Origin of the sequence: Rossellomorea sp. FS2 (genome assembly GCF_047915635.1) — a bacterium.
GTDB classification, from domain to species: domain Bacteria; phylum Bacillota; class Bacilli; order Bacillales; family Bacillaceae_B; genus Rossellomorea; species Rossellomorea marisflavi_A.
Window position 1 is genome coordinate 516,455 of the sequence record NZ_JBLRVS010000007.1, and the last position, 14,275, is coordinate 530,729.

At 50.3% G+C, this 14,275-nt stretch carries 13 protein-coding genes; 7 read left to right on the forward strand and 6 right to left on the reverse strand.

Annotated elements, in window-relative coordinates:
* Position 1: 1 nt before the first annotated feature.
* From ACNA6I_RS21930 to ACNA6I_RS21940, 3 genes are read right to left on the reverse strand one after another with little or no spacing between them, the layout of a single operon-like run.
* The gene (locus ACNA6I_RS21930) at positions 2 to 928 is read right to left on the reverse strand and encodes an ABC transporter permease (RefSeq protein ID WP_416314177.1); all 927 of its coding nucleotides are present in this window, start codon (positions 926 to 928) and stop codon (positions 2 to 4) included.
* A gap of 31 nt (positions 929 to 959) precedes the next feature.
* Entirely contained in the window at positions 960 to 1,808 is an 849-nt protein-coding gene (locus tag ACNA6I_RS21935; RefSeq protein WP_416314178.1) for a M55 family metallopeptidase, read from the reverse strand.
* A 21-nt stretch (positions 1,809 to 1,829) separates the two neighbouring features.
* Positions 1,830 to 2,321, reverse strand: a complete 492-nt coding sequence (locus tag ACNA6I_RS21940) for an Lrp/AsnC family transcriptional regulator (protein WP_231579055.1) — start codon at positions 2,319 to 2,321, stop codon at positions 1,830 to 1,832.
* Between the two features lie 151 nt (positions 2,322 to 2,472).
* Between ACNA6I_RS21940 and ACNA6I_RS21945 the strand changes: the two genes are divergently transcribed.
* Genes ACNA6I_RS21945 through ACNA6I_RS21955 form a run of 3 tightly spaced genes read left to right on the forward strand, consistent with a single transcriptional unit; the run spans position 2,473 to position 6,216 of the window.
* Positions 2,473 to 3,609, forward strand: a complete 1,137-nt coding sequence (locus ACNA6I_RS21945; RefSeq protein ID WP_416314179.1) for an amidohydrolase — start codon at positions 2,473 to 2,475, stop codon at positions 3,607 to 3,609.
* Positions 3,610 to 3,640: 31 nt separating this feature from the next.
* A complete protein-coding gene (locus tag ACNA6I_RS21950; RefSeq protein WP_416314180.1) occupies positions 3,641 to 5,605 on the forward strand; it encodes a S9 family peptidase in 1,965 nt (654 codons plus the stop codon).
* Positions 5,606 to 5,619: 14 nt separating this feature from the next.
* Positions 5,620 to 6,216, forward strand: coding sequence for a pyroglutamyl-peptidase I (locus ACNA6I_RS21955; protein WP_416314181.1), 597 nt, complete (start codon positions 5,620 to 5,622; stop codon positions 6,214 to 6,216).
* A 48-nt stretch (positions 6,217 to 6,264) separates the two neighbouring features.
* On the opposite strand, the gene ACNA6I_RS21960 is transcribed toward ACNA6I_RS21955, so the two are convergent.
* Together ACNA6I_RS21960 and ACNA6I_RS21965 are read right to left on the reverse strand one after the other, a co-directional pair.
* Positions 6,265 to 6,798 carry a hypothetical protein gene (locus ACNA6I_RS21960; protein ID WP_416314182.1) on the reverse strand — a complete coding sequence of 178 codons (534 nt, stop codon included), beginning with the start codon at positions 6,796 to 6,798 and terminating at the stop codon, positions 6,265 to 6,267.
* Positions 6,799 to 7,142: 344 nt separating this feature from the next.
* The gene (locus tag ACNA6I_RS21965; protein WP_416314183.1) at positions 7,143 to 8,498 is read right to left on the reverse strand and encodes an FAD-binding oxidoreductase; all 1,356 of its coding nucleotides are present in this window, start codon (positions 8,496 to 8,498) and stop codon (positions 7,143 to 7,145) included.
* A 149-nt stretch (positions 8,499 to 8,647) separates the two neighbouring features.
* Between ACNA6I_RS21965 and ACNA6I_RS21970 the strand changes: the two genes are divergently transcribed.
* The 4 genes from ACNA6I_RS21970 (at position 8,648) to ACNA6I_RS21985 (ending at position 13,509) form a co-directional block, all read left to right on the forward strand.
* Complete coding sequence (locus tag ACNA6I_RS21970; protein WP_416314184.1) at positions 8,648 to 9,169, forward strand: ClbS/DfsB family four-helix bundle protein; 522 nt, start codon at positions 8,648 to 8,650, stop codon at positions 9,167 to 9,169.
* 195 nt (positions 9,170 to 9,364) lie between these two features.
* Positions 9,365 to 11,227 carry a beta-glucoside-specific PTS transporter subunit IIABC gene (locus tag ACNA6I_RS21975; protein ID WP_416314185.1) on the forward strand — a complete coding sequence of 621 codons (1,863 nt, stop codon included), beginning with the start codon at positions 9,365 to 9,367 and terminating at the stop codon, positions 11,225 to 11,227.
* On the forward strand, positions 11,227 to 12,639 hold the full coding sequence (locus ACNA6I_RS21980) for a glycoside hydrolase family 1 protein (RefSeq protein ID WP_416314186.1): 1,413 nt from the start codon (positions 11,227 to 11,229) through the stop codon (positions 12,637 to 12,639). The genes ACNA6I_RS21975 and ACNA6I_RS21980 overlap by 1 nt, the downstream gene beginning before the upstream one ends.
* A gap of 21 nt (positions 12,640 to 12,660) precedes the next feature.
* Positions 12,661 to 13,509, forward strand: coding sequence for a PRD domain-containing protein (locus ACNA6I_RS21985; protein ID WP_162244170.1), 849 nt, complete (start codon positions 12,661 to 12,663; stop codon positions 13,507 to 13,509).
* A gap of 72 nt (positions 13,510 to 13,581) precedes the next feature.
* Here the strand turns inward: ACNA6I_RS21985 and yiaA are convergent, their stop codons facing one another.
* Positions 13,582 to 14,052, reverse strand: coding sequence for an inner membrane protein YiaA (yiaA, locus tag ACNA6I_RS21990; RefSeq protein ID WP_048004613.1), 471 nt, complete (start codon positions 14,050 to 14,052; stop codon positions 13,582 to 13,584).
* Positions 14,053 to 14,275 lie beyond the last annotated feature (223 nt).

Consider the following 14,275-nt stretch of genomic DNA (forward strand, 5'->3'; position numbering starts at 1 on the left):
GTTACTCCCCTCCACTCGTAAGTTTTATTCTCGGATCAATGAAACGGTAAGAAATGTCGATCAAGAACAGGGTGACCACTAAAAGGGTGCTGAAGAAGATCGTCGTCCCCATGATGACGGGATAATCCCTGTTGAAGATGCTGTCAACGAAGTAGCGGCCGATCCCCGGTATGGCAAAGATCTTCTCGATGACGAAGGTACCGGTGATCAAGGCGACAAATAGCGGTCCAATGAAGGAAATCACGGGAAGGATGGCATTCCGGATCCCGTGCCGGACGACAAGCTTGGTCGTCGATAACCCTTTGGCATCGGCGGTCCGGATGTAGTTCTGGTTCAGCACCTCGAGCATGCTCGATCTCATGAACCGTGCGATGACGGCGAGTGGCGTCGCAGCCAGTGCCAGTGACGGAAGGATGGAGTGCTGCCAGGTCCCCCAGGAAGCGACGGGAAGAATGCCCCACTCTACTGCGAAATATTTGATCAGCAGAGGGGCGAGAATGAAGCTTGGAACCGAGATCCCGATGATGGCGATGAACATGGACAGATAATCCAGGGCCCGGTTATGGTGGAGCGCCGCAACGATCCCGAGCAGCAGACCGAACGCCAAGGCGATGACAAGCGCCTGCAGTCCAAGGAGGGCCGATGCCGGTGCTCCTTCAGCAATGATCATATTGACCGAACGCGTCTCCGACTGGATGGAGATGCCGAGGTCAAAGGTGGCCAAGTCCTTCATATATAGAAGATACTGGGCGGCAATCGGTTCATCGAGATTGTATTTCGCCCTGATATTCTGCAGCACTTCAGGCGGCAGGACATCGGCATCCGAAGCAAACGGATCCCCCGGGATCATCTTCATGATCAGGAACGTCAGGCTGGCAATGACCCAGATGGTCATCAGCATGGTGAACAATCGTTTAACTATGTACATCCACTCACCTCCAAGGTTTTTTTGTTCTGTGTCAGGCGTTCACACTTCCGAGTACACCATTGGTCGCCGACATGGCGATGATCACGCAGCCCCACATATGCTTGTAGGCCGTGACCATGTCATCACAGTTGAAGCGGATGCTCCTCGGCCCGGTCAGTTCCACTGTCGGAAGCGTCGTGGTCATCATCGCCTGCTGTGATCCCTTCAGCTCAAGCTCAAAGGTGACGGGACCTTCCACTTGCAGTGGTACGGCCTGTTTGGCTTCTTTCACGGCTTCTTCCGCTTTTTCCCGGATTTCCTTCCGTGCCACTTCAGGATGGAGAAGCTCGGCTGCGAAACGGTCAACCGCTCGCTTCGTGACGGCTGCTTTCACCGAAGGCAGCGTCTCCTGCACTTCTGCGACGTACGCATCGTCACCCGAGATGAAGATGGCCGGCACGCCGAAGCTTCCTGCCACGAGAGAATTCATCTCTGTTTCCCCCACAACCTGTCCATTGATCTTCATTTCGTTTACACAAATGCCGGCAAGTGTATGACTGATGACCGCCCGTTCCGATCCCGCTTCACGACCGTGATGGCCGACGAACATGATCCCGTCGAAGCTTTCATCCAGTCCCTCGAGCTGACACATGACCCGGTTGTTGCCGGATACGAGGGTGGCGCGGGGATCCAGTTCTTCAATCAATAGATTCGACATATTCCCGTGCCCATCGGCGACGACAACGGCCGTTGCCCCGCCGTTATATGCTCCTTCAATGGCCGCGTTCACATCGGCGGTCATCAAGTGCCGGAAGCGCTGATATTCGGAAGGTGTCTTCAGCTGTTGATTGGTTGCCACTCCTGATATCCCTTCCATGTCTGCAGAGATAAAGATTTTCATAGGAGACCCTCATTTCGTTTTTTATAAGTATTCAAACGTATTCTTGTAGTTTTCGAGCTGGATGATGGTGTTATAGGAAATCACCCCTTCGATCTTATCCATCTTGAAGATGAAGTCCCTGATGTCTTCCTGATTCTGGACGTTGATCTGGATCAGGAGGGGATACTCCCCGGAAGTGATCGTGATATAGCGTACCTCCCTGATCTGGCTGAGGGAGGTTTTCACCTTCTCGATCATCCCTTGTCCCACCTTCAGCTGTATAATCGCGCCCGCCTTTAACCCCAAGGCGATCGGATTGACGACACCAACGACTTCAATGATTTCGTTTTGCACAAGATTTTTATACCTGAGCCGGATGGTCTTTTCTGTTACTTCCAGTTCATTTGCTATTTCAGAAAAAGGAATTCTCCCATCCCTCGATAGCATTTTGATAATCCCACGGTCTAATTCATCGATCTGATAGTCCACTTGCTTCCCTACTCCCCGAACGTATTTCTCAAACTTTTTACCCATTTCAGTACATATTGTGTAGTTGACGAACATTTACAATACTAATTTTTTGAATTAATATCGTTATAAGGAAATTTTGAGTATAGAGGGTATTATATAAAATAAATTTTCAGAAATCAATGATAATTCTGGATAATAGGAGGGAATTTATTTCATGATAGCTTTAACGAATGTGACAGGGGTAGACGGGACAGGAAGGGAACTGAAGGATTCCATCATTCTGATTAAAGAGGGAAAATTCGTATCGGTGGATGCGGATGCCGTCCCGGCAGGATATGAAGTGATTGATGCCGCAGGCAAGTATTTCACACCGGGGCTGATTGACGTGCACACCCATCTCGGGGTCCATGAAGAGGGCATTGGGAAAGAAGGACAGGATTTCAACGAAACGAGCTCCGCTACCACCCCGGGCGTCAGGGCGATTGACGGGATCAACCCTAAGGACCGCGGATTTGAAGATGCAAGACGGGCAGGCGTCACGACGGTTCAGGTTATGCCGGGAAGCGCCAATGTAATCGGCGGGGAAATGTGCGTACTGAAGACCGTGGGGGACATCGTCGATGAGATGGTGATCCGGAATCCATCCGGTCTGAAAGCAGCCACTGGAGAAAACCCGAAGCGATTCCACGGGGAAAAGGGGCGGATGCCCACGACGCGAATGGGCGTGGCAGGCCTCCTACGGAAGAAATTCATTGAGGCAGAAAACTATAAGAGGAAATTATCATTAGGGGAAACCGGGCGCGATGCCGAGCTCGAACCTATCGTCAAAGTGCTGGATAAAGAGATCCCACTGCGCGTCCACGCACATCGCGCCGATGATATCGTGACGGTGCTGCGCCTGAAAAGGGAGTTCGGCTTCGATGTGACAATCGAGCACTGTACGGAAGGTCACCAGATCGCTCCGTTCATCGCGAAGCACGATGTTCGCGTGTCGGTTGGGCCAACCATGACGCCGCGTTCAAAAGTAGAGCTCTCCGATAAGGGATGGAACACCCTCCTTGCCCTTGCCGAAGCGGATGTACCGTTCTCGATTACGACCGATCACCCTGTGATTGCCATCGAGCACCTCATGACGAGCGTGATCCTGGCGGTGAAATACGGACTGACAGAAGCACAGGCCATGAAGGCCATCACATCCGATGCCGCCAAGCATCTCGGCGTAGATGACCGGGTAGGGACCGTGGAAGTCGGCAAGGATGCGGATTTTGTGCTCTGGAACGGGACGCCTTTCGACCTCAGGAACCAAGTGGAATACACCTATATCAACGGAGTACGGGTTTTCGGTGAGTGACCGTGCCCATCATTAAAAGGAGGACACCAAGATGACCAAAGGACTTTCATCCAGGGATCTACTCGACTTTTCATTCATTTCAGACCCACAGATTTCACCCGATGGGAAACGGGCCCTATTTGTCAAAAGAACCGTGCTCAATGACGAACGTTACCGGTCCAATCTGTATCATATCAACCTCGTGACCGGAGAGATTTCTCCCTTCACGCACGGAGATGCTTCCGATACGCAGCCGAGGTGGTCACCCGATGGGAAAAGCATCGTATTCGTGTCGGACCGGTCAGGTAAACGTCAGCTTTGGCGCATCGCGGCGGACGGAGGAGAAGCAAGAGAGGTTACCTCATTCAAACATGGCGCCTCCCAGCCAGTCTGGTCGCCTGATGGAATGAAGATCATCGTCACGGCCCCCTTACGAGAGGGAGAAGGATTGGAGAAAGTGGAAGAAAGCAAAGAAGAATCAGCGCTCAAGCCCTTTATCACAACAAGCATGCAATATAAGTCCGATGCCGAAGGATTTTCCGATGGCACCTATCGCCAGCTTGTCCTTTTAGACCTTGAAACGAGGAAGGAAACCGTGCTGACGAGCGGACCGTATAACCATGGAATACCTGCCTTCTCACCGGATGGATCAACAGTAGCATACTGCGCCAACCGCTCTGCCGATCCTGAGAGGACTTTCTTCTCTGACGTCTACGAGCTCGACTTGGAAACCCTGAAGGCGGAAATCCTCACCAGCGGGGACCTTCGTTTGCGTTTGCCGAACTATTCCCCGGACGGCGAAACCTTGTCCGTCCTCGGAGATGACATGGCATATGCAGGTTCAACGCTCACAAGGGTTTGGACGCTTGATCGAAAGACAAGGGAATTGACCTGTCTTACTGAGGACTGGGACGTGGAATGCAGCGACGTGGCCATCAATGATATGGGGACGGGAACGGCCGGCGGCGCGGTATGGTCAAAGGATGGCCAATCGCTGTACTTCGCTGCGAGCGACCGCGGTGCCACCAACCTTTACCGCATCACTTTGGAGCGTGAGATCACCACGATCATCGATGGGAAGCGGCAGGTGTATGGGTTCAGCACGGACACCGCCCAGGACAATATTCTGTTTGCCGTCAGCCAATATGATATTCCGGGAGATCTATTTATCTTGGATTCTACTGGTGAGAAGAGACTCTCGTGGGAAAACGAGGATGCCTTGAAGGAGATCGAGCTCTCCGTTCCTGAAGAATTCCCGATTCAGGCAGAGGACGGAACGGTTCTTCAAGGATGGATCATGAAGCCTGTTGGCACCAATGAAACATCCCACCCCCTTGTCGTGGAAATCCACGGTGGTCCCCATGCCATGTACAGCTACGGATTCATGCACGAGTTTCAGGTGCTTGCATCCAAGGGGTACGGCGTCCTTTATACAAATCCGAGGGGGAGTCACGGGTACGGTCAGACCTTCGTGGATGCCGTCCGGGGCCGGTACGGGGGAATCGACTATGAAGACATCATGACGACACTGGACCAGGCGCTAGAGACGTTCGCCTGGATCGACCCGGATCGCCTCGGTGTCACCGGCGGAAGCTACGGCGGGTTCATGACAAACTGGATCGTAGGGCAGACCGACCGCTTCAAGGCAGCCGCCACCCAGCGCTCGATCAGCAACTGGATCTCCTTCTTCGGCGTCAGCGATATCGGTTATTACTTCACGGAATGGGAGCATAAGACGACCATACTCGAGGATCCCGATGAGCTGTGGCGAATCTCCCCCTTGCGCTATGTGAAGAACGTAGACACACCGCTCCTGATCCTTCATAGCGAGAACGACCTTCGCTGTCCTGTCGAGCAGGCGGAACAGCTGTATATCGCACTGAAGCAACTGAAGAAGGAAACGCGTTTCGTCCGGTTCCCAGAATCCAATCACGAGCTGTCACGAAGCGGAAAACCGGGTCTGAGGCTCATCCGCCTCGATGAAATCACCGACTGGTTCGATCAGTATCTAAGATAAAGGAGAGATGCGAGATGAACGTCTTACTCACTGGATTCGAAGCCTTCCTCGGCATGGAATCCAACCCGACTGAAATCATCGTCCGTGAGCTCGACGGATCGACCGTGGCCGGGAACACCATCATCGGAAAAGTACTTCCCGTCGACTTCACCCAGTCGGCGGGCATCCTCCTCGACGCCATCAAGGAGCATGAACCTGACGTTGTCCTGTCCCTCGGACTTGCTGCAGGAAGGAACCGCATCACCCCAGAGAGGATCGCCATCAACTGCAAAGACGGGGAACCCGACAATGCAGGAAACCGATATGATGGACAAAAAATCATCGAAGATGCTCCCGATGCGTATTTCTCGACCCTGCCCATCAAGGAATTTGAAATGGAGCTTCGCAGGCAATCACTACCCGCCGGCATCTCCAATACGGCCGGGACCTATCTGTGCAACCAGATCATGTACGCCGCCAGGCATCATATCGAAACACATCAGCTGAAGATCCGCTCAGGATTCGTCCATATCCCGGCGCATCACGGACTGGCTTTGGATAATAGTAAGCTTCCATCTTGGTCTGTAGGGGATTTAGTAGAGAGTGTGCGGGTGATGGTCGGTATTTTGTAAAATTCGTTAAACGTAAAGAGCGGGATGCTTATATGCTCCCGCTCTTTTTTATCTCATTCGTTCTTTTTTCGGCCGGCCAAAACCTGAATACATACTCTTCAATTGTTCCGGATTTTGGAGGATATACATGTATCGGTGCAGGTATGTAGCTATGTACGCCATGATCAGGATCAGTACAGAGTAGGCGGCAACCAGTACCATCATCTTAAAGGACTTTGACACGGTTAAAGAGAGCAGGAATTGAGCCACGATATATCCGATACTTGACGCAGTAATGATCGGGGACAGATTGAGGCCTGAAGGATTCTCATCCAACCTGTCATAGGTCCCGGAATACAACATCCGGTAATTGAAGATTTGAAAAAATACGAGGGCAGCAACAAGAAGAACGGCACTGATCACAGCATAAAGCGGCCCCTCCACTCCTACATTCACATACATTAATTTTTGGGTAACGATGAAATATAGGTAAGCTACGGTGACACCTAACACACCCATGTATAAGAAATAGGATCTTTCAAACTTAAAGGGTGCCACGAGGTAGACGATCCCCCACATATTCATGAGTATGACTGGGATCATGCCCGCCCAGAAGAATCCTCTATGAAAAGGGTCACTAAGGAGAGGGAGCACCCCGAGAAAGTCCATGAATATTAGTAAGAATACAACTACATTCTGCCGATTTTCCGTAGGGAATTGCATATGAGTCAGGTAAAAGTTGGGTAAATCTTTCTCTTGTTTTTTCGGTTTATTCACTCCAGGGTCACCTCTTATTTTGATAATGTTGTATGAAACAAATACGGATTTCCAATTTTTTAACATCTTTATCATGATTGTATCGTTTTTGGCTTCTTTTTACCAAACGTTATTCCTCTTCCAAAACTCATAATCTACTCATAAAAAAGAAGCATAGAATCCTATGCTCCTCACTTCAACCCCTGCGGAAACGTAAACACATTAAACGGGTCATACTTACGATTGATCCGTTTGAGCGCAGGGGCGTTCCCTCCAAAATACTCCCTTTCATAGTTCGGTAGATTGCTGATGGGGAAATTAACAAACGATCCTCTGGTAATGGGTTTGATGGATTGGAAACGTTCCTGGACCCATTCGCGATTGACCTTGGCAGCACAGTCGTCCGTCCAGACGGATTGTATGCCGAGGATATAGCGGGCGTCACGGAAGAAGAAGGCGGTGTCCCGTTTTCCTACGCTTTCAATGGCTCCGCCCATGGCATAGAACGAAACGGCGGCGTAGACGGACCCTTCTGCGGGATGCTGGACAAGATCGGCGATTTTTGAGAGTTCCTTCCCTGAGTAGGTCCTCTGTACGAATCGACCTGTGGATTTGAATTTCTCTGATGGAGGATAGGTCGCCTCCACCTTCTTCACCGCTTCCAGGAAAGAGGATTCTTCCAGCTCTTCACGGTATCCTTCCACCGCGCTGAACGGTTGGAGGAGTGCGCTCGCTTCTGCCGGTGTCCCGTAAAAGAACCCCCGCGCAAATATGCCGAGTCCTTCCCCTTCGGCGTTGTAGAAGCTTGCTACGACGGTCATACGGGGATCGAGGTCCGGCAGCCACTTCTGCCAGATATCCATGACGTTTGCCTGTTTGTCCTTCGTGGTGCCGACATAGAAAAACTGAACCAATGTAACGGTTGGATTGTTCGGTTCCGGCAGCTGAAACGTCATTCCTACCACGACGCCGAAGTTCCCGCTCCCTGCACCACGGCATGCCCAGAACAGGTCGGCATTCGTGTCCTTATTCGCCTTGATCAGCTTCCCCTGATCGTTAACCAGTTCCAATTCAACTAAGCTATCGCACCCGAGTCCGAGAAGCCTGCTCGAGTATCCCCAGCCTCCCCCGAGGGTGAATCCCGACACCCCCACCGTCGGGCATGTCCCACCGGGAAACGCATAACCGTTGGACCCGACAAAATCATACACCGCTGTGTTTTTTGCACCGGCCTCCATCCTGAGGAGATTCTTCTCACGATCAAGCTCGAGCCTGTTCAGACGGCTGATATCGATGACGAGGACGCAGTTCCCGGTGGAATATCCCTCATAGTGATGCCCGCCCGACCGGATACGGATCGGCACACACCGCTTCCTTGCCCAGCGCACCGCGTTTGCTACATCCTGATTGTCCCCGCAGTAGACGATGACAAGGGGAAATTTATTGATTGCCCGGTTCCACTCCTGGCGGGATTCTTCATATTCCGGCGTTTTCGGGGTCACGATCTCACCCGTCAGTCCTTCAAAAAACCACGATTCTAACTTCATACCTTTCACCTCTATGAATACTTACATCTATTAGTATCGTATTCACGGTTGATAGAAAGGTGCGCAGGAGAACAATTTAAATTCCTATTTTTACCTTTATTCACTTTGCATTTGATATACTGAAGAAAACCGAAAAGAGGAACTGGACTATGACTGATGCAGAAGGAAAAGAACGCCTCATTCTAAAGAGCGAAGAAGCATTTCAGACCCTCATGAACCTCATCACCTCCATTCCACCTAGGAAGAGGAAAGAATCCATCATCACCGATGAAAGAGACAAGAACTTCCGAGATGTCCTCATGCATCTGTACGAATGGCACAGCATGCTTGAGCGCTGGTACCGCGAAGGGATGGACGGGGACGAGCCTTCCATGCCCGCACCCGGATACCAGTGGCGGGATATCGGTGCCCTGAATCAGAAGATCTGGGATGACTATCAGGAGGTTCCCTTGAATAAGGCCATTAAAAAGGTCACGAAAAGCCACACGCGGGTGATGGACCTCATCGACAGGCACTCCACGGAGGAAATCATGACGAAGAAATACGTTAAGTGGACGAAAACGAGTCATCTCTATAGTTATTTTGCAGCGAATACATATAAGCATTATGAGTGGGCGCTCAGGAAGTGTGCAGAAATAAAAGGTGGGTTAATGTCCGATACAATGAGGTGAAAATTACCTTCTTGTCAAGACCGGGAGCCTGTGCTATAGTACCTGTAAGCGTTTTAAACAAATACTATTAATTGGCGTGTTACTGGTAAAGCAGGCAAGACCAAAATAATTTGCTCCATTCCATCCATGGAATCGGTGCACATTGTTTTGGTCTTTTTTTATTGTCCTATCAGGCCGCTTCAAGGGGATGAAAGTATGAATTATTCTAAATTGGGGAAAGAGATCCTGGCATTATCCGGAGGGAAGGATAATGTATCCATGGTCACACACTGTGCTACTAGATTGAGATTCGAATTCTATGATTCTTCAAAGGTGAAAGGAAAAGAAATCGAGGGCCTCCAGGGCGTCATCTCCGTCGTCGATAAAGGCGGACAGTACCAGGTGATCATCGGCAATGAAGTACAGCAGGCCTACCGTGCTATCAAGGAAGAGCTCGGTGAGGGCGTAAACCCTTCAAAAGAGCCTCGCGAAGGGGAAAAAGAAAAAAAAGGATATATCACCCGTCTCATCAGTGTCATCTCGACTACTTTCACTCCTTTTATCCCTGCCATCATCGGTGCTGGTATGATCAAGGCCGTTTTGGCTGTACTCGTCTTGACCGGGGTATTGACCGAAGAAAGTCAAACGTACTTTATATTGAATACGGTTGCAGATGCTGCCTTCTTCTTCATGCCGATGCTCCTTGCATACGGGGCATCCATCAAGTTCAAGACCAACCCGGTGCTGTCCATGACCATCGCCGGTGCGCTTCTTCATCCGAATTGGGGAACCTTCCTGACTTCAGGGGATGATTTATTCTTCATGGGCATCCCGGTGCGTCTGACTGATTACGCTGGTTCTGTCCTGCCGATCATCATCACGGTCTGGATTATGTCTTATATTGAGCGATTCGCTGAATGGGTGTCCCCATCGGTCATTAAATTCTTTTTAAAGCCACTGCTTATCCTGATTATCACGGCTCCACTTGCCGTGGTCATCATCGGGCCGATCGGAACATATTTGAACGACCTGGTAGCAGCAGGGGCAGACGGTATCAACAACCACGCAAGCTGGCTGATCCCGATGCTGATGGGTGGATTGCAGCCATTCCTCCTGATCACCGGAACGGCTTGGGCCATGACACCGATTGCCACGACCCAGCTTTCCAATAACGGATCGGAGATGATCAACGGGCCGGGAATGCTGGCATCAAACATTGCACAAGGTGCCGCCACCCTTGCCGTCGCAGTTAAGTCGAAGAATAAGGAATTGAAGCAGCTCGCAGGTTCCGCAGGGTTTACAGCCCTTGTCGGCATTACGGAACCGTCTCTATATGGGGTCACTCTTAAACTGAAGAAACCGCTCATCGCCGCCATGATTGGAGGCGCCTGCGGTGGGATTTACGCAGGATTATCAGGGCTAGTCCGTTACGCATTCGTATCGCCCGGACTTGCAGCCATTCCCGCTTTTATCGGGGAGAATCCAATGAATATCGTCCATGCTTTCATTACGATCGTGATCGCCTTCACCGTTGCGTTTGCAGCTACATGGATCCTCGGCTTTGAAGATCCTGTTGATGGATCCCCTCAAAAAGAAGAGGCGGTCAGCACTCAGGACCATGTAATCAAGAGCCCGCTGGAGGGACAAGCGCTACCCCTGAACGAAGTCAATGATCATGTGTTTTCCAACGAGCTCATCGGCAAAGGGCTGGCCATCCTGCCTTCCAAAGGAGAAGTACGTGCACCCTTCACTGGAGAAATCGTCACACAGATGGCTTCCAAGCATGCCGTTGGACTACGTAGCACCACCGGTATTGAGGTGTTGATCCATGTGGGTATCGACACGGTGAATCTTCAAGGGGAATTCTATGAAACTCATATTCAACAAGGCGACCGCGTTCAAGAAGGGGACCTGCTTATCACATTTGATATCGATGCCATTCACGCAAAAGGGTATGAAACGGTGACACCTGTCATCATTACCAATCACGCCGACTTCGGTCCGCTCATGACCGATGAAAAGTCCGCCGTATCCATAGGCGAAACACTAATGGAGCTTTCAAAGAAGGAGGAAGAATAATGCATTATAAAACACCAAAAGACTTTCCAGGGAACTTCCTGTGGGGAGCTTCTACATCTGCCTATCAAATAGAAGGGGCGTGGAATGAGGGCGGTAAAGGAATGTCGGTCATTGATGCGATGGATCATCCCGAAGGAACAGCGGGATTCACCGTTGCCAGTGATCATTATCACCGCTATCAAGAGGATATCCGGCTCTTCAGCGAACTCGGTCTCAAGGCTTACCGCTTCTCCATTGCATGGACAAGAATTTTCCCCAATGGAACGGGAGAGGCAAACGAAGAGGGGCTCGCCTTCTATGACCGCCTCATCGATGAATTGATAGCAAACGGCATCGAACCACTGGTGACCATGTACCACTTTGATCTCCCTTATGCTCTTGATGAACAAGGAGGATGGCTGAACCGTCAAACCGTCGATGCCTTTACCCTTTATGCTAAAACCCTGTTTCAACGATACGGGCACAAAGTAAACTATTGGATCACGATCAACGAGCAGAATACGTTGATCCTTCACCCCGGAGCCGTTGGTATTCCCAAAGGGGGAACACTACCGACCAAAAAGGAACTTTACCAGCAAAATCACAACATGATGGTGGCACAAGGCAGGGTCATGGCCCTATGCAAAGAACTCTCCCCTCATGCTCAGATCGGGCCGGCCTTGAATATGACGTCCATGTACCAGGCCACAAGTAAACCTGAGGATGCCATCGCCGCCCACAACTGGGAAACCCTGCGAGGGTACAGCTTCCTTGACCTGGCCGTACACGGACGCTATAACCCATTGTTATGGAGTTACCTCGAAGAACGGGATTGGCTTCCTCGCATAGAGGCAGATGACTTCGACGTGATGCAGAAGGGAAGACCCGATTTCATCGCCATGAATTATTACTCTACTGCCACCATTGCAGAGAGTACAGGATCTGCCCAAGATGTCAGCCCCCGTGCAGGTGATCAGCAGATCATGCTTGGAGAAATAGGGGTATACCGTCCGGAAGAAAACCCGTATGTCGATAAAACAAAGTATGGATGGGTGATTGATCCCGTCGGTTTACGCCTGACCTTACGAAAGATTTATGAACGATACGCCCTTCCCATCGTAATCACGGAGAATGGAATCGGTGCTCCAGATGAGTTGACCGAAGACGGAAAAGTCCATGATGACTACCGTGTTCAATTCCTACGCTCTCATATCGAGCAGATCCAATTGGCCATAACCGACGGCGTCAATGTCTTCGGATACTGTCCATGGGCTGCCATGGATGTCGTCAGCACCCACCAGGGATACGGGAAGAGATATGGTTTCATCTATGTGGACCGGGGCGAATTTGATTTAAAAGGAATGGACCGCATCAAAAAAGACAGCTATTATTGGTATCAACGACTCATTTCCACGAATGGGAAAGACATCTAAAGACTGTGACAGAAGATGGTGATGAAAGTGAAAGTAGTGAAAATCTTGAATAACAGCCTCGTTCTTTCAAAAGATGACAACGGACAGGAAATCATCGTGATGGGCAAGGGACTAGGGTTTAAGAGCAAAGAAGGCGATACGATTCCGGAGGCAGCCATCGAAAAGGTCTTCGTCCCCAATGATCGTCATTCGAGACAGGAATATATCCACTTACTCCAAAGCATACCGAAAGAACATCTGGAGGCTATCAATGACTCACTAGAACGCATGAAGGCATACTGGACATACGAACTCGATCAACATGCCACGCTCATGCTTTTCGACCATCTCGCCTTTGCCATCGAGCGTACTGAAAAGGGAATCATCTTACAAAATAAATTACTGAACGAGATTCGCTTGCACTACCCGGAAGAGTTCACCGCCGCAATGGTGCTCCTCTCCGATCTAAATAAGCTGCTACCTATGGAGCTTCCTGAAGAAGAAGCGGGTAATATCGCCTTTCACCTCGTCAATGCAAGAAATGAAGAGGCTCATTTCGAGAATACGATATTAGCTGTCTCCATGCTCAAGGACATCCAAAACATCGTACGCTATCAGCTGAATATCACGCTGGATCCAACTTCCACACGGTACAACCGGTTCATCACGCACTTACAGTACTATATCAGGCGGTTGATGGAAGACCAGCAGCTCAATTCAAAGGATGTTCTATTATTCGATCGATATCGAAGCGAATATCCCGATGAATATCAATGTGCCCAGTCCATATCAACGTACGGAGAAAAGATGACCGGGAAACCCAGCACGGATGAAGAAGTCTTTTACCTCCTCATCCACCTCATCCGCTTCACGAATTACCAGGATCAATAGAAGAAAGACCAGCGGTTATCGCTGGTCTTTTTCCATGAAAAAGCCGGCACTCCAATGAGTACCGGCTTCCCATCAATCCCGGTCCCTTGCCTGCTGGGTGTCCCGGATATTCTTCTGGATGGTGATGGCTGAAAACAGGCTCAGCACGAAGGCCATGGCATAGAAGCCTTTTTCGCTGAGGATGATGCTTCCCGCGTTGTAAAGACCGATTCCGACGAGGGCGATGGCGATGATCATCGCTACCCAGCTGAGGCCGTAGTAGATGCCAGAGACGGGAATGTCTTCTTCTTTATCTCGTACCGCTTTTTGCAGGGATACTGCAGAGTACAGGCCGAAGATGAGGACAGCGAAGTAGTACCCTTTCTCATTGAGCTCCATACCGGCGTTGAAAAGGCCGATCAGATAGGCGCCCAATCCGATGATGAGGGCTGCCCAGCTCGCGCCTTTAAACGCAGCAGTAGGTTCCCCTTCCTTGCGTTCAACTTTTGGCTTCGGCTTCTTCTCCTCGTTCTGTACAAACGGGTTATCATTCAAGTCTGCCATTCATTTCTCTCCTTTTATAAAAGCATGATAAATGCGTATTCCAGAACATATTATAGCAAGTATTTTACATAAATTGTTTAAACAGGGGACAATTCGTGACTTTTGATGTGCCCTTATTTAGGATATTCTCTTGCTTCCTTGTTCTAGTACCTTATTTTAGCAATTGGTAAACCTTTACTTGATTCAAAAGTCCCCCTGATTCCGCAATGGGAGTCAGGGGGAC

Coding starts and splice junctions, on each gene's coding strand:
- ACNA6I_RS21965 (WP_416314183.1), bottom strand. CDS start 8,498: ATGAAGTTAGAATCGTGGTTTTTTGAAGGACTGACGGGTGAGATCGTG.
- ACNA6I_RS21985 (WP_162244170.1), top strand. CDS start 12,661: ATGAAAGTGAAAGTAGTGAAAATCTTGAATAACAGCCTCGTTCTTTCA.
- ACNA6I_RS21950 (WP_416314180.1), top strand. CDS start 3,641: ATGACCAAAGGACTTTCATCCAGGGATCTACTCGACTTTTCATTCATT.
- ACNA6I_RS21955 (WP_416314181.1), top strand. CDS start 5,620: ATGAACGTCTTACTCACTGGATTCGAAGCCTTCCTCGGCATGGAATCC.
- ACNA6I_RS21930 (WP_416314177.1), bottom strand. CDS start 928: ATGTACATAGTTAAACGATTGTTCACCATGCTGATGACCATCTGGGTC.
- ACNA6I_RS21945 (WP_416314179.1), top strand. CDS start 2,473: ATGATAGCTTTAACGAATGTGACAGGGGTAGACGGGACAGGAAGGGAA.
- ACNA6I_RS21970 (WP_416314184.1), top strand. CDS start 8,648: ATGACTGATGCAGAAGGAAAAGAACGCCTCATTCTAAAGAGCGAAGAA.
- ACNA6I_RS21940 (WP_231579055.1), bottom strand. CDS start 2,321: ATGGGTAAAAAGTTTGAGAAATACGTTCGGGGAGTAGGGAAGCAAGTG.
- ACNA6I_RS21960 (WP_416314182.1), bottom strand. CDS start 6,798: ATGATCCCAGTCATACTCATGAATATGTGGGGGATCGTCTACCTCGTG.
- ACNA6I_RS21975 (WP_416314185.1), top strand. CDS start 9,365: ATGAATTATTCTAAATTGGGGAAAGAGATCCTGGCATTATCCGGAGGG.
- ACNA6I_RS21980 (WP_416314186.1), top strand. CDS start 11,227: ATGCATTATAAAACACCAAAAGACTTTCCAGGGAACTTCCTGTGGGGA.
- ACNA6I_RS21935 (WP_416314178.1), bottom strand. CDS start 1,808: ATGAAAATCTTTATCTCTGCAGACATGGAAGGGATATCAGGAGTGGCA.
- yiaA (WP_048004613.1), bottom strand. CDS start 14,052: ATGGCAGACTTGAATGATAACCCGTTTGTACAGAACGAGGAGAAGAAG.